Here is a 19,697-nt window from a genome sequence, read left to right as displayed (position 1 = left end):
TCCCAGCTCTTGAGGTTGCGGTAGCAGAGGTAGACCACCTGGTAGGCCAGCAGCGCCGCCACGATCATCACGATCCGGTACGGCGACCACCGGGTCCGTACGGTCTGCCACAACGACCGTCCCTGCCGGCGTCCGCGGATCCAGCGCACGACGATGTCGATCGCGACCGCGAGCAGCAGCGTCTCCGCCGTGCTGAGGATCTTGCTCGAGAACAGCTTGCCGTGCGGGTCGCGGAACGGGATGTCCACCTGCCGCGACCGGGCGATGGCGATGATCGCGAAGACCACGACGATCGCCAGGACGCGGAGCTTCCACGCCCACTCGCGCGAGGGCGAGGTCGCCTCATCGGCGTCAGCGCGCGGCTCCGTCGTCGGGCTCCCCGTGATGTCCATCGAGACACATTCAACCGGGTGACCGGTCATCCGGGCGAAATGTCGACGAGCCGGCGGGGCACAATGTCCGGCGGGGCGGTAGCTCAGTCGGTCAGAGCAAGGGACTCATAATCCCTGGGTCGTGGGTTCGAGCCCCACCCGCCCCACGATCCTCAGCCGGCCTGTTCCCAGCCGCGACCGGGGCGCCGGGCGCCGAGCTGCGGGTCGCGACTGCGGTAGACGATGTAGGGCCGGGTGAGGTAGCCGACCGGGGCGCTGAAGACGTGGACGAGCCTGGTGAACGGCCAGAGCGCGAACAGGGCGCTGGCCACCAGCGCGTGCAGCTGGAAGCTCAGCGGCGCCGCGTCCATCAGGGCGGGATCCGGGTGGAAGCTCCAGAACTGGCGGAACCAGATCGAGACGCCTTCGCGGTAGTCGTACTCGTGGCCGCCGAAGATGAAGGCCGCCCCGGAGACGGTGTTCCAGACGCCGAGCAGGATCACGCCGGCGAGGAAGACGTACATCAGCTTGTCCATCTTGGTCGTCGCCGAGAACACCGGGCCGACCGTGCGTCGCCGGTAGACCAGGATCGCCAGGCCGATCAGCGTCGCCAACGCGGCGGCGGTGCCCCCGACCAGGGCACCCCAGTGGTAGGCGCGGTTGGTGACGCCCACGCCGCTGGTCAAGCTCTCCGGGACAAGCAGTCCGGCGATGTGGCCGAGCACCACGAACAGCAGGCCGAAGTGGAACAGGGGCGAGCCGAGCCGCAGGAGCCGGTTTTCGTACAGCTGGGAGGAGCGGGTCGTCCAGCCGAACTTGTCGTAGAGGTAGCGCCAGTAGTGGCCGACCACGAACGTCGCCAGGCACAGGTAGGGGAAGATCACCCAGAGAAAGACGCTCATCGGTGGGCTCCTTGGCGCAGGACCGGCATCGGCAGGTCGGTGGTCTCGGGGTGAGTCGCCTCGTGCAGCCGCGCATCGAACGCCGGACCGCCGTACGGCGACAGTCCGACCTCTTCGGCGGGTGGGCCTTCGGCGGCGAGCCGGCGTACAGCGTCCCACTCGTCGCCGTGCAGGGCAGGCAGGGTGGAGCAGACGGCCTCCGGCGCCCCGGCCCACGGCGACCTGCTCTCGGTCAGGGAGAGCCGCAGCAGCTCGAGGCCGGCGCGGTGGTCGAGCAGCAGCGCTCGGCCCGCGTCGTGGTCGACCGTCGCGGCGAACTCCAGGACGACGCACAGGTGGTCGGGCAGCTCGCCACCGTCGTCCGCGTCGAGGGCGAAGCCCGCTCGTAGATAGGTCTGCTTGAAGCGCAGCAGCGCCGCGCCGCGCTTGCGCGTGTCGCCGTGCGCGAAGTAGGTGAGGTACAGGTTGTGGCGTCGCCGGGTGTCGAAGGTCTCGACGTACGCCGTCTGCAGGTCCGTCAGCGGCGTGGTCGCCAGGTGCTCGGCGACCCGGTGCAACGGCTCCGCGGCCGCCGCCGACAGGTGACCGAGGATGCGGTGCACCGTGGGCATGTCCCCGAGCAGCCGGTCGTCGGGGTAGCCGAGCAGCAGTGCGGCCGACTGCCAGACGGCGGCGTCCCGGGCATGGGCTGCCTTCACCGGAAGTCCGCCCCGCCTGTGAGACCGCCGGTGCCGCCGGGCCCGGTCGCGCCCTCGTCGGAGGTGTCCGGCGTGGTCGCCTCGCCCGCGTCGCCCGTGGGCGCGTCCTGACGCGGCGGGAACAGCCCGCTGGGCATCCCCTTGCCGTCCCAGTTGAGCAGGTTCACCCGGCCCGCCTTGTCGTCGGGCGCCGCCATCGTGTCGGCGGTCTGCCGGTCGCGCAGCATCGCGAAGTTCTCCACCGCGATCGGTGCCGGTCCGCGCGATCCTTCCCCGAAGGGTCCCGAGCCGACCGGGCACTCGGTGCCGAGCGCCTCGAGCGAGTGCGCCTGCTCCGCGTGCGCGGCAGGAATGACGTAGCGCTCGTCGTACTTGGCGAGCGCGAGCAGGCGGTACATGTCGTACATCTGCTCCTCCGTCATCCCGACCCCTGCCGGGATCTCCCCGTTCGGGTCGCGGCCGAGGTTGAGGTCGCGCATGTAGGCCCGCATCGCGGCGAGCCGATGGAGCACGCCGTCGACCACGTCGGTGTCCCCGGCGGTGAACAGCCCCGCCAGGTACTCGACCGGGATGCGCAGCGAGTCGATGGCAGCGAACAGGTTGCGGTGGTCCTCGGCGTCCTCACCGGTGTCACGCACGGCGTCGACCACCGGTGACAGCGGTGGGATGTACCAGACCATCGGCATCGTTCGGTACTCCGGATGGAGCGGGAGAGCGACCTCGTAGGTCTGGATCAGCGCGTGGACGGGGGAGCGCTGGGCGGCGAGCACCCAGTCGTGCGGTACGCCGTCACGCTCGGCAGCGGCGACGACCTCGGGGTCGTGCGGATCGAGCAGTACGTCGCGCTGGGCACGGTAGAGCGCCCGCGCGTCGGAGACCGATGCGGCTTCGAGCACCCGGTCGGCGTCGTACAGGACCAGCCCGATGTAGCGCAGCCGCCCCACACATGTCTCGGAGCAGACGGTGGGGATGCCGACCTCGATCCGCGGGAAGCAGAAGGTGCACTTCTCGGCTTTGCCGGTGCGGTGGTTGAAGTAGACCTTCTTGTACGGGCAGCCGGACACGCACATCCGCCATCCCCGGCACCGGTCCTGGTCGACCAGCACGATCCCGTCCTCGGTCCGCCTGTAGATCGCACCGCTGGGGCACGACGCGGCACACGACGGGTTGAGGCAGTGCTCGCAGATCCTCGGCAGGTAGAACATGAAGGCGTCCTCGAACGACTTCTTCACCTCCGTCGACACCTTCGCCAGCACCGGGTCGTTCTGGAACGACGCGTCGGAGCCACCGAGGTCGTCGTCCCAGTTCGCCGACCACGTGATCTTGGTGTCGCGGCCGGTCAGCAGCGACTTGGGCCTGGCCACCGGGGTGTGCTCCTGTGCCGGCGCGTCGGTCAGGGTCGCGTAGTCGTAGGTCCACGGCTCGTAGTAGTCGTGGATCGACGGCAGCTTCGGGTTGGAGAAGATCGTCGCCAGCTTCCGGAAGCGTCCGCCCGCCTTCAGGGTGAGCCGCCCCCGCCGGTTCAGCGTCCAGCCGCCCTGCCAGCGCTCCTGGTCCTCGTAGGTGCGCGGGTAGCCCTGCCCCGGCCGGGTCTCGACGTTGTTGAACCAGACGTACTCCGTGCCCGACCGGTTGGTCCACGCCTGCTTGCAGGTCACCGAGCAGGTGTGGCAGCCGATGCACTTGTCGAGGTTCATCACCATCGCCATCTGAGCCATCACACGCATCAGTAGGTCACCTCTTGGCTACGGCGACCGATCACGGTGACCTCGTCCCGTTGGTTGCCGGTGGGACCGAGGTAGTTGAAGGCGAAGGACAGCTGCGCGTAGCCGCCGATCAGGTGGGAGGGCTTCACGAGCAGGCGGGTCAGCGAGTTGTGGATGCCGCCGCGCTTGCCGCTGGTCTCGGACAGCGGTACGTCGATCAGCCGGTCCTGGGCGTGGTACATGTACACGGTCCCTTCGGGCATCCGGTGCGACACGATCGCCCGGGCTACGACGACGCCGTTGCGGTTGACCGCCTCGATCCAGTCGTTGTCGGCGACGCCGACCTTGGCGGCGTCCTGCTCGCTCATCCAGATGCACGGTCCGCCTCGCGAGAGCGAGAGCATGAACAGGTTGTCCTGGTACTCCGAGTGGATCGACCACTTGTTGTGGGGCGTGAGGTAGCGCACCGTGACGCCGAGCTCACCGACGTCCCCCACGCCGGGCTCGCTGAACAGCGCCCCCATGTTCAGCGGCGGCCGGTAGACCGGCAGACCCTCACCCACCTCCGCCATCCAGTCGTGGTCGAGGTAGAAGCTCTGCCGGCCGGTCAGGGTGTGCCACGGCTTGAGCCGCTCGACGTTGATCGTGAACGCCGAGTAGCGGCGGCCGCCGGTCTCCGAGCCCGACCACTCGGGGGAGGTGATCACAGGCTGCGGGGAGGCCTGGGTGTCGGCGAACGTGATGTGCCTGCCCTCGTGCTCGGCCGCGAGGTCTTGCATCCGTTGGCCGGTACGACGTTCCAGCGTCTGGAACCCCTGGACGGCCAGATGGCCGTTGGTGGTCCCGCTCATGGTGAGGATGGCCTCGCAGACGTGCCGAGCCTCCCGCAGCGACGGGCGGCCGTCGCCGGCACCTCCACGGACCCGACCGTTGACCGCGCCCAAGCGCTCGATCGCGCCGGTCAGGTCGAAGGTGACCCCCTTGGTCGTGGCACCCAGCGTGTCCGTGAGCGGGCCGATCGCGTCGTACTTCTCGCCGATCGCACCGTAGTCGCGCTCGATCTCGACCAGCCGGGGCATCGTGCGTCCGGGGACCGGCTCGCACTCGCCGAGCTTCCAGTCGGCGACCCTGCCGTGGGGGTTGGCCATCGCGTCCGGGGTGTCGTGGGTCAGCGGTGCCGCGACCACGTCGCGCCGTACCCCCAACCGGGGACCGGCGAGCGCGGAGAACGCATGGGCCAGGTCCCGGAACGTGTCCCAGTCGGTGCGCGACTGCCACGGCGGCGCGATGGCCGGGTTGAAGGAGTGCACGAACGGGTGCATGTCCGTGCTGGACAGGTCGTGCTTCTCGTACCAGGTGGCGGCGGGGAACACGACGTCGGAGAAGAGGGTGGTGCTGGTCTGCCGGAAGTCGAGGGAGTAGAGCAGGTCCAGCTTCCCCTCGGGCGCGCGGTCGGTCCAGGCGACCTCCGCGGGGCGCTGTCCCTCGGGGGCCTCGGTGGCCCGCACGGCGGAGTCGGCCCCGAGCAGGTGCTTGAGGAAGTACTCGTTGCCCTTGCCCGACGAACCGAGCAGGTTGGCCCGCCAGACGCCCAGGATCCGCGGGAAGTTCTCGGGGGCGTCCGGGTCCTCGCCGGCGAACCGCAGCGAGCCGTCCCTCAGCCCGGAGACCACGTGGTCGGCGACCGGGACACCGGCCGCGGCGGCCTCGTCGCAGAGGTTGAGCGGGTTGCGGTCGAACGTCGGGTACGACGGCATCCAGCCCATCCGGGCGCTCTTGGCGATCAGGTCGGCGGTGCTCAAGCCGGCGAAGCGGCCCTGCCCGCTGGCCGACGACAGCGCGTCCGCAGCGAAGTGGTCGTAGCGGAACTGGTCGGTGTGGAGGTACCAGTACGCCGTCTGGATCATGTTCCGCGGCGGGCGGCTCCAGTCCAACGCGTTGGCCAGCTGGGTGTAGCCGGTGAGCGGCCGCACCTTCTCCTGCCCGACGTAGTGCGCCCACCCGCCGCCGTTGACCCCCTGGCAGCCGGTCAGCGTGGTCAGGGCCAGGAACGAGCGGTAGATGGTGTCGGAGTGGAACCAGTGGTTGGTCCCGGCGCCCATCAGGATCATCGACCTGCCGCGCGAGTCCCGGGCGTTCTCGGCGAACTCCCGGGCGATCCGGGCAGCCTGGCCGGCGGGGATCCCGGTGATGGCCTCCTGCCAGGCCGGCGTGTACGGCGCGTCCGCGTCGCCGTAGTCGGCCCCGACGCCGTAGCGGGCGAGCATCAGCTCGAAGACCGTGGTCACGGTGTGGCCACCGACGCGGCGGACCGGGACGCGACGGACCACCTCCGACGCCGTGCCGTCGACCGGGTCGAAGACCGGCAGCCTCACGTCGACGGTCGCAGCGGTGTCGCTCCCCAGCCGCAGCTCGGGCTGCACGCCCTCGAGGTCGAGGTTCCACCGGCCCTCGTCACCGGCCCCGAAGCGATGGCCCAGCGACCCGTTCGGGACGACGGGCTCACCGGTCCGTGCGTCCAGCACCACGGTCTTGAAGTCGGCGTGCTCGGCCTCGGCGTACGCCGGCAGGTCCGCCGCGGTGAGGAACTTGCCGGGCGTGCCGCCATCGATCCGCACGAGGTGCGGCAGGTCGGTGTACGTCGCGGCGTACTCCTCGAAGTACGGGGTGCGGGAGTCGACGAAGAACTCCTTGAGGATGACGTGTCCCATCGCCAGCGCGAGCGCGGCGTCGGTGCCGGGCCGCACGGCCAGCCACTCGTCGGCGAACTTCACGTTGTCGGCGTAGTCCGGCGAGACAGCGATGACCTTCTGCCCCCGGTAGCGGGCCTCGGTCATCCAGTGCGCATCCGGGGTGCGCGTAACCGGCACGTTGGAGCCCCACATCACCAGGTAGCCGGCGTCCCACCAGTCCCCGCTCTCCGGCACGTCCGTCTGGTCGCCGAACACCTGCGGCGAGGCCACCGGCAGGTCGGCGTACCAGTCGTAGAACGACAGCATCGAGCCGCCGACCAGGTGCGTGAACCGTGCCCCCGAGGCGTGGGAGACCATCGACATCGCCGGGATCGGCGAGAACCCCGCGACCCGGTCGGGGCCCCACTTCTCGATCGTGTGGACGTACGCCGCCGCGACCAGCTCGAGCGCCTCGTCCCAGGTCGCTCGGACCAGGCCGCCCTTGCCCCGTGCCGCCTTGTACGCCTGGGCGCGCTGGGGGTTGTCGACGACGTGGGCCCACGCCTTCACCGGGTCTCCGTCGTACTGGCGCTTGCCCTCGCGGAACATCTGGAGCAGGACGGCGCGCACGTAGGGATAGCGGATGCGCGTGGGCGAGTAGGTGTACCAGGAGAAAGCCGCTCCGCGGGGGCAGCCGCGCGGCTCGTAGTCGGGGCGGTCGGGGCCGGGTGACGGGTAGTCGGTCTGCTGCGTCTCCCAAGTGATGATCCCGTCCTTGACGTAGACCTTCCAGGAGCACGACCCCGTGCAGTTCACGCCGTGCGTCGACCGGACCACCTTGTCGTGGCTCCAACGGTCGCGGTAGAAGCCGTCGGCTCCTCGCCCGCCCTGCCGGGTCATCGTGCGCAGGTCGTCGCTGACCGTCGCCCTGCCGGTCGCCTGCGTGAAGAACCTGCGGGTGCCGACCAGGAGGTCCTCCAGTGGTCCGTCGAGTCCGGGTCGGGTGTCGGTCACGCGATGGTCCCTCCTGGTCCGTTGGTGCCGGTTGCAGTACGCCGGACGACGGTCACCGTCAGCACCAGCGTCAGGGCGGCGGTGATCGAGAGGAGCGCCAGACCGAGGGCGTAGGACTCGGTGCGGCCGTAGATGTAGCCCATCAGCAGGGGAGGCACGAACCCACCGAACCCGCCGGCCGCTCCGACCAGCCCGGTGACGCCGCCCACGCGGGACGGTTCGGTGACCTGTGCGATCAGCGCGAACGTCGCGCCGCTGCCGCACCCCAAGGCGGCCGCCATGGACAGGAAGGCGGCGGCGCCGAGGCTGTCCACGGGTGGGTGCCCGGCCGCCACCGCCGCGCCGACGATGACGACGGCGAAGCAGACGGCGAGGACCGGGATCGAGCCGATCCGGTCCGAGAGCCAGCCACCGACCGGCCGCATCACCACGGCGACGACGACGAAGCCCGCCATCCGGTTGGCGGCGCCTGCCGGGGACAGCCCGTACTCGGTCTTGAGGTACGCCGGGAGGTACACCGAGAACGCGACGTAGCCACCGAACGCGACGGCGTACAGGACGGCGGCCTGCCAGGTGATCGGGAGCCGGGCGTTCGCGGCCAGCCGGTTGACCAGCGAGGTCTGCGGAACGACCCGGCCGGGAGCGTCGCGCAGCATCTGCCAGGAGACGACGGCGTACGCCGCGAGCACGACCGCCGTGATCAGGAACGGCGCCTTCTCCCCGACGTTGCTGAAGAGCTTCACCGTCGTGAGGGCGCTGATCGCGGTGCCGCCCATCCCGGCGCCGAAGATGCCCACCGCCAGTCCGCGCCGTTCAGGGGGGAACCACGCGTTGACGAACGGGACGCCCACGGCGAAGGCGGTACCCGCGATGCCGAGGAAGAACCCGCCGACCAGGATGAGGGCGTACGAGTCGAGGGCGGCGAACGCCAGGAACAGGATCGGGACGATGGTCACCGTCGAGACGAGTGGGAACATCAGCCGGCCGCCGTACCGGTCCGCGAGGGCGCCGACGACGATGCGCCCGAGCGAGCCGACCACGACCGGGACGGCCACCATCAGGGCGACGTCGGACTCGCTCAAGGTGCCGAGGGTGCCCTGCTGACGGAACAACGGCCCCAGGGGACTGATCAGCGCCCACGCCCAGAAGTTCACCGCGAAACCGAGGGTGGCCACGGTCAGCATCACGGTGGCGGCACCCGTCCGAGTGCGGGCATCCGTTCGCGCCGTCATGGCGTCCACGTCCTCATGCCTACCAATGCGGGCCAACCGAGTCCACCTGTCGGTCCGCCCACCGGGGCCCTGAACTCTCATGGACACGAGCTCGTCCTTCCGATGTCTGATCGGGTCGAGACCACCATGGCCGCTGCTCGGTCGAGCCGGTCAGGGACCTACGTCATCTCCTCCATGGACCAGGGCTGGTCGTCGGGTCGGGCCCGCTCCCAGCTGCTACCGCGCGGAGAGCAGCTGGCGCCCCGCCTCGAGACGCGTCTGCACCTTGCGGGCGATCGACCGGCCCCAGGCGACTCCCCGCTCCACCTGACGTGGTTCCGGAGGCCCCTCGACCTCCTCGACGACGAACCCCGGCTGGCCCGGGAGGGCGGAGAGCCACTCCCGGAGGCCCCGACCCGCGTACCGGCCGTCACCACCGCTCTTCCTCCTGCGAGGCAAGACTCCGGCCGCGGCGCTTCGCGTGAACGGGTCCAGGACCATTTCTACTGGCACATGGTCGTCCTGCGGTTGTTGACGATCGTCCACGAGTCCCGGGCCGTTGGCCACTGCTCCCACCTGTCGCTGGGACGCAGACTGGAGACATGGAAGAGCCGTTCGACATCGCAGCGCAGGAGTGCCGGGATCTGCTGAGCGCCGGCCTGGTCGGGCGCGTCGCCCTGTGCACGCCGGTGGGACCCCACATCGTGCCGGTCAACTACGCCGTCGTCGACGACAGCATCGTGCTCCGGACCTCGCCGTACAGCGTTCTGGGCAGTCACGCCCGAGGCGCCGCCCTGGCGGTTGAGATCGACCAGTTCGACTACGACCGCCAGCGCGGCTGGAGCGTCGTCGCGCGCGGTCGCGCGGAAGCCGTGACCGGCGCCGAGGAGTTGGATCACATCCGGAAGGTGTGGGAGCCGCGCGCCTGGGCCGCCGGGCAGCGGAACCTGTACCTGCGGGTTCGGTGGTCTGAGCTCACCGGACGCCGTCTCGGGCCCGGATGGCACCCGGCGGACGCGCTGCCGGTGCGACGGGCGATCTGAAGAGCTGACAGAGGGGAGGCGAGAACGATGTTGGTCCGCGACGTCATGACGGCCCCGGCAGTCACCGTGGCTCCGGACACGTCTCTGGAGCAGACCATCCGACTGCTCGACGAGCACCAGATCACCGCGATGCCCGTCGTCGACGCCGCCGGGCACCTGCTCGGCGTGGTGAGCGAGGCGGACGTGCTGCGTGACTCCGTCCTGGCCGATCGGCGGGTGCACGAACGGCTGGTCGAGATCACCGGACGAACCGTGCACCTCGTCGTGACCGACGTGATGACGCACCTGCCGATCCATGTCTCACAGGACGACGATGTGGCGCAGGCGGTGGAGCTCCTGGTGAGCAGCCAGGTGAAGAGTCTGCCCGTAGTGAGCGACAGCGGCGTCGTCGGGGTGGTCAGCCGCCGTGACGTCATCGCCGTCCTGGCGCGTCAGGACGTGCTGATAGAGGCGGAGATCGACGACCAGCTTCGCCGGGCTGGCGTCGAGTGCACGGTCGACGTGGACGAGGGCGTGGTCGAGCTCAGGGACGCCGAGAGCCCGGACTCGTTGCGCATCGCCCGAGTCATCGCCTCACGGATCCCTGGCGTGATCGGGTTGTCGACGGGCGCTGCCGCGCGCGCGTGAACGCCGACGCCGGGTGGGTGCTCGGCCCAGGTGTGCCGCACAATCCACCTGTGAGCGCGCACGGACCTGTCCCGAGCGATCCTGCCGCCGGCGACCTGCCCGGGTCGGCCCGGGCCCTGCTCGACGCGGTGATGGCGATCTCGTCCGACCTCGACCTGCGCAACGTTCTGAGCCGCATCGTCGAGGCGGCGACGACGCTCACCGACGCCCGTTACGGCGCGCTGGGGGTGGTCGGCGCCGAGAGCTACCTCGTCGAGTTCGTCACGACCGGGATCAGCGAGGAGGACCGCCGGCAGATCGGGGACCTGCCGCACGGTCGCGGCATCCTCGGGCTGCTGATCACCGACCCGCAGCCGATCCGGTTGAAGGACCTGACCGAGCACCCGTCCTCGTACGGCTTCCCACCGCACCACCCGCCCATGCAGTCCTTTCTGGGCGTTCCGGTGCGGATCCGGGGCACGGTGTTCGGGAACCTGTACCTCACCGAGAAGGCCGGTGGCGGTGCCTTCTCTGACACCGACGAGCAGCTCGTCGTCGCCCTTGCCGGTGTGGCCGGACTGGTGATCGAGAACGCGCGGGCGTACGGACTCAGTGAGCGCCGTCGGGAGTGGCTCGAGGCTGCCGCCACGCTCCCTGACTCGCTCCAGCCGCCCATCGACTGGGAGGGGTGTCTCACGCAGATCGCCTCCACCGCCAGGCGGGCCGCGCGATCCGTGGCGACCGCGATCGTCGACCCCCACACGGCGACTGTGCTCACGATGGTCTGCGAGCCCGTCGCCGAGGCGGAGATCGGACGATGCCTGGACGCGGTGCTGGCGGACATCACCGACCTGGAGATCATCGAGCCCGTCGACGTCCCGGCCGGCGGCCTGGTCGCCACCGTCGTCCCCCTCAGCACGCACTTGGCGAAGGGCGGCCTCCTGGTCTCCTTCTACGACGCGAGACAGGCTCGCCTCCGCGACTACGACGACCGCGACCTGCTGCGCAGCTTCACGGACTACGCCGCGCTCACTCTGGACCGCGGCCAAGCCATGGCCGAGCGTGAGGAGCTCGCCGTCATCTCCGACCGGGAGCGCATCGCCCGAGACCTCCACGACGTGGTGATCCAGCGGCTCTTCGCGACCGGCATGCAGCTGCAGGCCGCTGCCATGCGGGCGGTGAACGAGGACGTCAGGAGCCGGGTGGAGCGGTCGGTCGCCGATCTCGATGCCACCATCCGCGACGTCCGAGCGACCATCTTCGAGCTGCAGATGCCGTCGAGCGGCTCGCTTCGCAGCGAGCTGCGGGCGCTGGTCCGTGAGTACCGCCGGGTGCTCGGGTTCGTCCCGGAGCTCAGGATCAAGGGGCCGATCGACACCGGCGTCAACGAGACGATCCGCGAGTCTCTTCTCAAGGTGCTGCGCGAGGCGGTCTCCAACGTCTCTCGTCACGCGCACGCGGGCCGGGTCGAGATCGTCGCGACCGTCGGGGACGGCCGCTTCACCCTCGCCGTCGACGACGACGGAGTCGGCTTCTCCTCGACCGGCCCTCGGAGCGGGCTCGAGAACGCCCGGGCCAGGGCCGCCGCGCTGGGAGGGGACCTCCAGCTCGAGGACAGTCCGCTGGGCGGGGCCCGGGTGGTGTGGACGGTCCCGCTGGCTCGGTGAGGCTCTGATGAGTCAGTGACGGGGTTGATCCGACAACAGCCGGGACGCGAGCACCGCCGCCTGGGTCCGTCGTTCCAGGCCGAGCTTGCCGAGCATCGTCGACACGTAGTTCTTCACGGTCTTCTCGGCCAGGAACATCCGCTCGCCGATCTGCCGGTTGGTGAGCCCCTCCGCGACCAGCTCCAGGAGCTTGAGCTCCTGCTCGGTGAGGTTCGCCAGCTCCGGGGCGGTCTCAGGGCCGTTACGCACCCGGTCGAGCACCCGCTCGGTCAGGATCGGGTCGATCAGCGAGTGGCCGGCGGCAACGTGGTGGACCGCCCCGATCAGGTCCTGCCCGGTGGCCTCCTTGAGGATGTATCCCGACGCCCCGGCCATGATGGCCGCGAACAGCGCCTCGTCGTCGTCGTACGACGTGAGGATCAGCGCTCGGATGTGCGGGTCGACACCCCGCACGATCCGGCAGACCTCGATGCCGGAGCCGTCCGGCAGCCGGGCGTCCAGGATCGCGACGTCGGTGCGTAGCGCCGGGATCCGGGCGGCGGCCTCGGAGGCGAGGGCCGACTCGCCGACCACCTCGATGTCGTCTGAGGACTCCAGGAAGGTCTTCAGCCCCTGCCGGACCACCTCGTGGTCGTCCAGGAGATAGACCCGGATGGTGGACCGTGTGTCGCTCATGGAGGTTGGCATCCCTTCCTGGTGGTCGACACCTCTGACGGTATCCGTTCCGGTCTGGCCGACCGGCTCCTCGGTCAAGCCGGGGCCAGCTCGTCGGACGGGCGTGCGTCGAGGTCGCCCCGGACCATCTCCCGCATGACGTCACGACGGCTGATCATGCCGACCACGCGCAGGCCGGGCCGGCCCGGAGGCTCTTGAGCGCCGTCCCTCTCGTCAGCGCGATCGCGACCATCCCCACCGGGTACGCCCACCGGGCGGCGAGCTCGAGGGAAAGAGCGTTGCCGGAGGGGCACGGCGATCCGATGACGACAAGGGATTCGGGGCGATCGTCCATGGCGTCTCTTTCGGTCACGGTACGACGAGGACCGGCGAGTGAGCGTGCTCGACCACGGGAGTAGTGAGCCCGCTGAGGGTCAGGCGCACCAGGCGCGGGCGCGACGGACGGCCGATGACGAGGAGCTCGTGCCGGGCCGACAGGTCGACCAGGCAGGCGTCGATGGCACCGCGCGTGACCTGGATGTTCGCCTCGACTTCGGGGAACTTCTCCGCCATCCCGGCGAGCGTCTCCGCGACGCGCAGCCGAGCGGACTCGCCCGCGGGGTCGGTCGTCGAGAGCGTGATCCATCGGCTCGTTGCGATCAGTCCGTCCCACAGACAGTGGACCACGGTGAGCGGAACCTGACGCCACGACGCCTCTCGGTAGGCGTGCTCGACGACGGGCTTCGACTCATCGGACCCGTCCGAGGCGACCAAGATGCCCTCCGCGGAGCCCGGTGCATGACGGACCACGACGAGAGGCCCCTCGGCGTGACGCACGAGGACTCCGCTCACCGATCCGAGCAGGAGCCCGGCGACGCGGCCGTGGCCCCTGGTCCCCACCACGGTCATCGACGCCGTGCTTCCCAGCTCGAGCAGCACGTTGCGCGGATCACCGGTGTCGATGACCCTCTCGATGGAGGCGTCGGGGCATCGCTCGGCCGCCAGCGAGTGGGCCCGGTCGACGATCTGCTCCGCGTCCCCCCAGATGTGGTCGTAGATCTGCCGTGGCGGGATGCCCGCGGCGGAGAGCCAGGCGAGCTCGTTGGCCGAGACCACCTTCCGCGCGTGGACCAGGGTGAGGCCACGGTGCTGGAGCCGAGCCTCCGTTGCCGCCCAGATCACGGCCAGCTCGCTCGAGGGGGATCCGTCGACGCCGACGATGATGTTTCCTCTGGTGGCTCGTCCCGGACTGGTCATATTGCGATTCTCGGAGCCGGCTGGGGGCGTTCGAACGGTCCTTGGCAACCGCTCGCGATGACCTAGGACCTCGGCGTGGCGGCCCGGGCGGTGGCCGTTGGTCATCGCCCCTGATGACGCTGGTCGACCTGAGCCGATGACGATCTTCTCTGCCGCTCTCGAGCCCGCAGAACGACGCTGGATGCATGGGGCCGGATGGTCCGGACCCGTCCGAAGAAGGTGAATCATCATGCGCGCCACGTTCGACAAGGTGATCTCGTGGGCGGGAGTGCTGCTTGCGGTCGTCCTGCTCGTCGCCGGAGGCCTACTGACCTGGGCGAGTTCCTTCATCGGGAGCCAGGTGCACGACCAGTTCGCGTCCCAGCACATCACGATGCCGACCAGCCAGACCGGCCTCACCGACCTCCCCGCCGCGGACCGCGCGGCTCTCGCGAAGTACGCCGGTCAGCAGCTGACCACGGGTCCGCAGGCGAAGGCCTATGCGAACCACTACATCCGCGTCCACATGAACGAGGCGTCGGGTGGCCAGACCTACTCCGAGGTCAGCGGTCAGTACCTCCAGCAGTGCAGCGATCCGGCCAAGGCCGCGACCGCCACGTGCCAGAAGCTCGAGGGGCTGCGTCAGACGATGTTCATGGGTGACACGCTCCGGGGCCTGCTGCTCTACGGGTACGCGTTCGCCACCGTTGGCACGATCGCCGGGTACGCCGCCATCGTGGCCTTCGCCGCGGCCGTCCTGCTGTTCGTGCTGGTGGGCTTCGGGTTCTGGCACTCGCGCCGCACCGGCCACTCCGTGGTCGCCGAGGGCCAGCCGGTGGGCACGCACGTCTGACTCAGCGGTCCACCCGGGAGGCCGGCGCCCGGCGCCGGCCTCCTGCCCGCCGTCGCCCTGGCGGAGGGTCACTTCGAGGGCTGGGGTGTCTTCACGTGGCAGTCGACCTTGGGATTCACGCCGAGGTAGTCCAGCGGCCCCGCGATGATGGTCAGGGCGGTGTCGCCGAAGCTCCGGCAGCTCACGTCTTTCTTGTCGGTCAGGTACCCGCGCTGGAACGCCGCGATGACGCCGATCACGAGCCACACGATGACGACGATGCCGATCAGGTTGCGCATGCTTCGGACGGTAGGGATTCCCGGGCGGTCCCGACGACGCCCGCCGGGGTGACCCAGAAGGGTGAGTGGAGCGTGCTGGTCACGACTCGCCGTCGATGAGGTACGACGACCCGTCCTTCACCAGCCGCAACGTGACCTCGTCGGAGGACGTCTCACCGTCGGTCTTCACGTAGTCCACGCCGTACGAGACGGTCATCCCCTCGGGGTCCGGCGTGATGTCGCGGGGGGTCGCGGAGCGGTACATCCGCCAGAAGCCCTGATACCGCCCGAAACCACCGCTGGCCTGCTGGAACGCCGGCGTCAGCATGGCCCAAGACGCGTGCTGGTCGCTGGTGACGGTCGAGAGGTAGGTGGTGATGAAGGAACGCATCGCCGTCGCCGGGTGGGTGGCTTCCGGCGAGGACGACGTGGTCCTGGCCGCCGGGTGCGAAGGAGGCGACGCCGAGGGCGACGAACCGTCGCGCGAGCCGGACAGCGCGGCAGCGGCGATCACGGCGGCTGCGATGATCGCTGCAACCGCCACTGCCCAGGGCCAGGGTGAGCGTCGGGTGCGCCGTGCGGTCGCTGCCGGCTCCGACGCGGGCGGGTCGAGGGGGACCGGAGGGACAGCCACGGGAGCGGACGGGGTCGGGTGCAGGACCCGTGTCCCGTCCTCGTCGAGCGCCCCGAAGGGCACCGGGTGGATGGTGATCTGGTCCCCGTGGACCAGGAAGTCCCGCACCTGGGCCATCGACCACCGGTCCTCCGGCTTCGGGGTCATCGCGTGCTCGAGTGCCGGCGCCAGCCACCCGGCGTTGGTGAGGCGGGGAGGGTCCTCGTGGACGATCCGGTAGAGGGCGCCCATCAGGTTCTCGTTGACGTCGTACGGCGGGTGGCCGGCGAGCAGGTGGAACAGCGTGGCGCCCAGCGACCACACGTCCGAGGCCTCGGTCGCGCTCGATCCGGAGGCCACCTCGGGGGCCAGGTACGCCGGCGACCCGGTCACCAGCCCGGTCCGCGTGAGCGACGCGTCCGCCTCGGCCCGTGCGATGCCGAAGTCGGTCAGCTTCACCTCGCCGGCGGGGGTGACCAGCATGTTCGACGGCTTGACGTCTCGGTGGACGATGCCGGCCTCGTGCGCCGCCGCGAGCGCATCCGCCGCCTGCCGGACGAGCGGCGCCGCCTCGTCCGGGATCAGGGCGCCGTCGCGCTTGACGAACGCGGCCAGCGTGATCCCCTCGACGTACTCCATGACCAGCCAGGTCTCGTCGTCGTCCTCGACCAGGTCGAAGACCGCGACCACGTGCGGGTGGTTCAGCCGCGCCGCGAGCCGCGCCTCGCGCTCGGCGCGCTGGAGGTCGGGCAACTGGGCGCCGGGCATCAGCCCCACCCGCTTGAGCGCCACCTCGCGGCCGAGCACCGTGTCCCGCGCGAGCCAGACCGAACCCATGCCGCCGCGGCCGACCTCGCGTTCGAGGTCGTACCTCCCGGCGACGACCCGTCGCTCCTCGATCACGTGCCCGTCACCGTCGTTCCTCGTCCTGCACCGGTTCCCAGGTGAGCCTACGGCTGTCCCCTTGTCACCCCCATGTTCCCGATACAGGTTGGGAGCATGCCCACGTGGAACGACGTGACCGACCTCGCACGCCGCCTGCCCGACGCCGTGCTCGGGTCGGCACATGAGGGATCGCCCACCTGGTACGCCGGCCGGCACCCGTTCGCCCGGTACCGCGAGGACGAGAGCCGCGAGATCGTCCAGGTCTGGAGCGGCGACATGGACCTCGCCGCCCAGCTGGCAGATCGCCGCGACACGTTCGTCCGCGTGGACACCTTCGACTTCCGCGTCTCGGCGTGGGCGTGGCTCGACCGGTTGGGCCGCCGCGAGCTGGCCGAGCTGTTGCTCGACTCCTACCGGATCCGCGGCGGCATCCGCCGCGCCGGCCGCGTCGACGAGACGGCGTACTTCGACGGCACCTGACGGCCGCACCGCCAACCTGGTGGAGCGGCCGGCCCGGGATACGGCAGGCTTGTCGTCGTGACCGGCACCATCGATCCCACCCTGCTCGACGACCTCGTGTGGCGCGGCCTGGTCGCGCACTCGACGGACCTCGGCGCCCTGCGTGAGGCCCTGACGTCCGAGAGCGTGCGGTTCTATGTCGGCTTCGACCCGACCGCGCCGAGCCTGCACATGGGCAACCTCGTCCAGCTGGTCACCGCACGTCGGCTGCAGGACGCCGGCCACACGCCGTACATCCTCGTGGGCGGCGCCACCGGCATGATCGGCGATCCGAGGGACTCCGGCGAGCGGACGCTGAACAGCCTCGACACGGTCAAGGACTGGACCGAGCGGGTACGCCGCCAGGTCTCGCCGTACGTCGAGCTGCAGGGCCCGAACGCCGCGACGATCGTCAACAACTACGACTGGACCGCGAGTCTCTCGACCATCGACTTCCTGCGTGAGATCGGCAAGCACTTCCCGGTGAACCGGATGCTGCAGCGCGATGTCGTCTCCCGACGCCTCGAGTCCGGGATCAGCTTCACCGAGTTCAGCTACGTCCTCCTCCAGTCGATGGACTTCCTGAACCTGTTCCGCGACCACGGCGTCACGCTCCAGCACGGCGCGACCGACCAATGGGGCAACATCACGGCCGGCGTCGAGCTGATCCGTCGTGCGTCGGGCGGCCATGCGCACGCCTTCGTCACCCCACTGATCACCAAGCCCGACGGGACCAAGTACGGCAAGACCGAGGGCGACGCGCTGTGGCTCGACCCGGAGATGATGTCGCCGTACTCCTTCCACCAGTGGTGGCTGAACGTCGACGACAGTCAGGTGGGCGAGCTGCTGCGCATCTTCACGTTCCTCGGGCGCGACGACATCGAGGCGCTCGAGCGCGAGACGAAGGAGAAGCCCTGGCTGAGGTCGGGACAGAAGCGGCTGGCCGACGAGGTCACGGCCCTGGTCCACGGCACCGAGGAGACCCGGCACGCGAAGGCGGCGGCCGAGGCTCTGTTCGGTGGTGGCGACCTCCACGGGCTCAGCACGACCACGCTGTCCGCGGCCCTGCGTGAGGCGGGATCCACCCGCGTGCCGACCCTGTTGCCGGTCGTGGACCTCCTCGTGGAAGCCGGACTGGCGAAGAGCAAGGGCGAGGCCCGCCGCACGATCGCGGAGGGCGGTGCCTACATGAACAACGTCCGGGTCGAGGACCCCGAGGCGGCGCCCCTGAGCTCCGACCTCATCGGGGGCTCCTGGCTGGTGCTGCGCAAGGGCAAGAAGCAGTTCGCGGGCGTCGAGGTGGGCTGAGGTGGATCTCGAGCCGCCCCCCGACGTAGGAGGTCGCTGGCTCGACAGCCTCGCCGCACGCGCTCAGCGGGTCGTGCACCCGGCGGTCTGGAGCTATCTGGAGAGCGGGTCCTACGGCGAGGTCACGGTCGGTGAGGCCACGCGCGCCTGGTCGGAGGTGAGGTTCCGACCTCGGGTCCTGCGCGGGGCCACGACGCCGGACCTCCGCACAACCCTGCTGGGCAACCCGGTGGCGTCCCCGGTGGGAGTGGCGCCGACCGCGATGCAACGGGCCATCCATCCGCTGGGGGAGCGAGCCACGGTGGCCGGCGCCGAGGCCGCCGGCGCGCTCTGCGTGCTCTCCTCCAACTGCGGCACCCGGTGGGACGAGCTGGGTGGGACGTCGCCGTGGTGGCTGCAGGCCTACCTCCCGTCGCGTCGGGAGCTGATGCTCCCGGTGCTCGAGGGGGCCGTCGCCGCGGGCGCATCAGCGATCGTGCTCACCGTCGACACGCCGTTCCCGGGCAGCAAGTACGCCGCCGACGCGGAGGACTGGACGGGCATCGACCTCAGCTGGTGGCGGGTCAACTTCGCCGACCCCGAGTTCGACCGCTGGGCGCCCGACCTCGGCGTCGACGACATCGGCTGGCTCCGGGACCGCACCGGGCTCCCGGTCGTGGTGAAGGGTGTCTTGCGCGCCGACGATGCGCTGCGCTGCATCGACGCGGGCGCCGCCGCGATCTACGTCTCCAACCACGGTGGTCGCCAGCTGGACCGCGCCGTGTCCACCGCCTCGGCTCTGCGTGACATCGCCGCGGCGGTCGGGGAGCGGGCAGAGGTGTACGTCGACGGCGGCATCCGGACCGGGGTCGACGTGCTGGCGGCGTCGGCGCTCGGGGCGCAGGCGGTCTTCCTGGGCCGTCCGGTGCTGCACGCCCTCGCCGTCGACGGCGCGACGGGCGTGGAGCGGCTCCTCACCGAGATCACTGCCGAGCTGGCCGAGGTGCTCGCGCTGGCCGGGTGCGCATCTCCGGGAGAGGCCCCGGAGGTCCTCGCGGCGTCGACCAGAACCGCCCTCTGACCTGCGACGATGTGGTGGGGAGTGGCTGACGGCGACCCCGATTTGCGGGGCCTCACCGGCGTCACGTACTGTTCTCTCCTGTCGCCAGGGAGCGGCGGGAAGCAAGACCGAGGTCCTCGCAGGACCGGGGTCGGGCTTCCGGCCCCGGTGGCCATCCCAGCTCTCAACACAAGCCCTTCGCCGGGCGGAGTTGTTGCGCGTCTGATTTTTGAGAACTCAACAGTGTGTTTGTCGATGATGGTTTGTGTGGGACTCTTGTCTGCTCTGTCTGTGGCTCTGTGTTTGTTGTGGGGTTGTGGGTTGGGTGGTTTGGGTTCTTTTTGAGTTGATGAACTGATGATTCTGGCGATTGTTTGCTAGTTGATCGTTGTTTTGTCGGGGTTTTGTTTTCTGTTGTTTTTCGATGGAGAGTTTGATCCTGGCTCAGGACGAACGCTGGCGGC

Annotated in this window: 17 protein-coding genes, 1 tRNA gene and 1 pseudogene; 8 read left to right on the top strand and 11 right to left on the bottom strand. The window is 70.0% G+C overall.

Annotated elements, in window-relative coordinates; genetic code table 11:
• Positions 1 to 392 (bottom strand): annotated as a pseudogene (locus tag VGK78_RS14155) (PA-phosphatase); the annotation flags it as partial.
• Between the two features lie 72 nt (positions 393 to 464).
• Between VGK78_RS14155 and VGK78_RS14150 the strand changes: the two are divergent.
• A tRNA-Ile gene (locus VGK78_RS14150) sits at positions 465 to 538 on the top strand.
• A gap of 6 nt (positions 539 to 544) precedes the next feature.
• Here the strand turns inward: VGK78_RS14150 and narI are convergent.
• The 5 genes from narI to VGK78_RS14125 are packed head-to-tail and all read right to left on the bottom strand — an operon-like array spanning position 545 to position 8,595.
• Positions 545 to 1,273, bottom strand: coding sequence for a respiratory nitrate reductase subunit gamma (gene narI, locus VGK78_RS14145; RefSeq protein WP_331528311.1), 729 nt, complete (start codon positions 1,271 to 1,273; stop codon positions 545 to 547).
• Positions 1,270 to 1,971: a nitrate reductase molybdenum cofactor assembly chaperone gene (gene narJ, locus VGK78_RS14140; protein WP_331528310.1), complete on the bottom strand. Its 702-nt coding sequence runs from the start codon at positions 1,969 to 1,971 to the stop codon at positions 1,270 to 1,272. The genes narI and narJ overlap by 4 nt, the downstream gene beginning before the upstream one ends.
• Positions 1,968 to 3,698, bottom strand: coding sequence for a nitrate reductase subunit beta (narH, locus tag VGK78_RS14135; RefSeq protein WP_331528309.1), 1,731 nt, complete (start codon positions 3,696 to 3,698; stop codon positions 1,968 to 1,970). Before narH ends, narJ begins: the two co-directional genes overlap by 4 nt.
• Positions 3,698 to 7,330, bottom strand: a complete 3,633-nt coding sequence (locus VGK78_RS14130) for a nitrate reductase subunit alpha (RefSeq protein WP_414690684.1) — start codon at positions 7,328 to 7,330, stop codon at positions 3,698 to 3,700. Before VGK78_RS14130 ends, narH begins: the two co-directional genes overlap by 1 nt.
• A gap of 29 nt (positions 7,331 to 7,359) precedes the next feature.
• Positions 7,360 to 8,595 carry an MFS transporter gene (locus VGK78_RS14125; protein WP_331528307.1) on the bottom strand — a complete coding sequence of 412 codons (1,236 nt, stop codon included), beginning with the start codon at positions 8,593 to 8,595 and terminating at the stop codon, positions 7,360 to 7,362.
• Positions 8,596 to 9,176: 581 nt separating this feature from the next.
• On the opposite strand from VGK78_RS14125, the gene VGK78_RS14120 reads away from it, so the two are divergent.
• Genes VGK78_RS14120 through VGK78_RS14110 form a run of 3 tightly spaced genes read left to right on the top strand, consistent with a single transcriptional unit; the run spans position 9,177 to position 11,890 of the window.
• Positions 9,177 to 9,617: a pyridoxamine 5'-phosphate oxidase family protein gene (locus VGK78_RS14120; protein WP_331528306.1), complete on the top strand. Its 441-nt coding sequence runs from the start codon at positions 9,177 to 9,179 to the stop codon at positions 9,615 to 9,617.
• A 45-nt stretch (positions 9,618 to 9,662) separates the two neighbouring features.
• Positions 9,663 to 10,244, top strand: a complete 582-nt coding sequence (locus VGK78_RS14115; protein WP_331528305.1) for a CBS domain-containing protein — start codon at positions 9,663 to 9,665, stop codon at positions 10,242 to 10,244.
• Positions 10,245 to 10,294: 50 nt separating this feature from the next.
• Positions 10,295 to 11,890 (top strand): GAF domain-containing protein, encoded by a 1,596-nt coding sequence (locus tag VGK78_RS14110; protein ID WP_331528304.1) that lies wholly within the window; start codon positions 10,295 to 10,297, stop codon positions 11,888 to 11,890.
• Between the two features lie 12 nt (positions 11,891 to 11,902).
• Here VGK78_RS14110 and VGK78_RS14105 read toward each other — a convergent pair whose 3' ends face one another.
• The 3 genes from VGK78_RS14105 to VGK78_RS14095 form a co-directional block, all read right to left on the bottom strand.
• Positions 11,903 to 12,565, bottom strand: coding sequence for a response regulator transcription factor (locus VGK78_RS14105; RefSeq protein WP_331528303.1), 663 nt, complete (start codon positions 12,563 to 12,565; stop codon positions 11,903 to 11,905).
• A gap of 154 nt (positions 12,566 to 12,719) precedes the next feature.
• Positions 12,720 to 12,899: a hypothetical protein gene (locus VGK78_RS14100; protein WP_331528302.1), complete on the bottom strand. Its 180-nt coding sequence runs from the start codon at positions 12,897 to 12,899 to the stop codon at positions 12,720 to 12,722.
• A 14-nt stretch (positions 12,900 to 12,913) separates the two neighbouring features.
• Entirely contained in the window at positions 12,914 to 13,801 is an 888-nt protein-coding gene (locus VGK78_RS14095; protein WP_331528301.1) for a universal stress protein, read from the bottom strand.
• Between the two features lie 229 nt (positions 13,802 to 14,030).
• Here VGK78_RS14095 and VGK78_RS14090 point away from each other — a divergent pair, with 229 nt between their 5' ends.
• On the top strand, positions 14,031 to 14,633 hold the full coding sequence (locus VGK78_RS14090; protein WP_331528300.1) for a hypothetical protein: 603 nt from the start codon (positions 14,031 to 14,033) through the stop codon (positions 14,631 to 14,633).
• A 68-nt stretch (positions 14,634 to 14,701) separates the two neighbouring features.
• Here VGK78_RS14090 and VGK78_RS14085 read toward each other — a convergent pair whose 3' ends face one another.
• Complete coding sequence (locus tag VGK78_RS14085; RefSeq protein WP_331528298.1) at positions 14,702 to 14,911, bottom strand: hypothetical protein; 210 nt, start codon at positions 14,909 to 14,911, stop codon at positions 14,702 to 14,704.
• 79 nt (positions 14,912 to 14,990) lie between these two features.
• Positions 14,991 to 16,406: a serine/threonine-protein kinase gene (locus VGK78_RS14080; RefSeq protein WP_331528297.1), complete on the bottom strand. Its 1,416-nt coding sequence runs from the start codon at positions 16,404 to 16,406 to the stop codon at positions 14,991 to 14,993.
• 96 nt (positions 16,407 to 16,502) lie between these two features.
• On the opposite strand from VGK78_RS14080, the gene VGK78_RS14075 reads away from it, so the two are divergent.
• Genes VGK78_RS14075 through VGK78_RS14065 form a run of 3 tightly spaced genes read left to right on the top strand, consistent with a single transcriptional unit; the run spans position 16,503 to position 19,254 of the window.
• A complete protein-coding gene (locus tag VGK78_RS14075; protein ID WP_331528296.1) occupies positions 16,503 to 16,868 on the top strand; it encodes a hypothetical protein in 366 nt (121 codons plus the stop codon).
• Between the two features lie 57 nt (positions 16,869 to 16,925).
• Positions 16,926 to 18,194, top strand: a complete 1,269-nt coding sequence (gene tyrS, locus VGK78_RS14070; protein ID WP_331528295.1) for a tyrosine--tRNA ligase — start codon at positions 16,926 to 16,928, stop codon at positions 18,192 to 18,194.
• Position 18,195: 1 nt separating this feature from the next.
• Positions 18,196 to 19,254, top strand: a complete 1,059-nt coding sequence (locus VGK78_RS14065) for an alpha-hydroxy acid oxidase (RefSeq protein WP_331528294.1) — start codon at positions 18,196 to 18,198, stop codon at positions 19,252 to 19,254.
• Positions 19,255 to 19,697 lie beyond the last annotated feature (443 nt).

This window comes from Nocardioides sp. (assembly GCF_036503465.1).
GTDB lineage: Bacteria > Actinomycetota > Actinomycetes > Propionibacteriales > Nocardioidaceae > Nocardioides.
The sequence above is the reverse complement of the archived record's forward strand: the minus strand, read 5'-3'. Positions and strand labels throughout refer to the sequence as shown.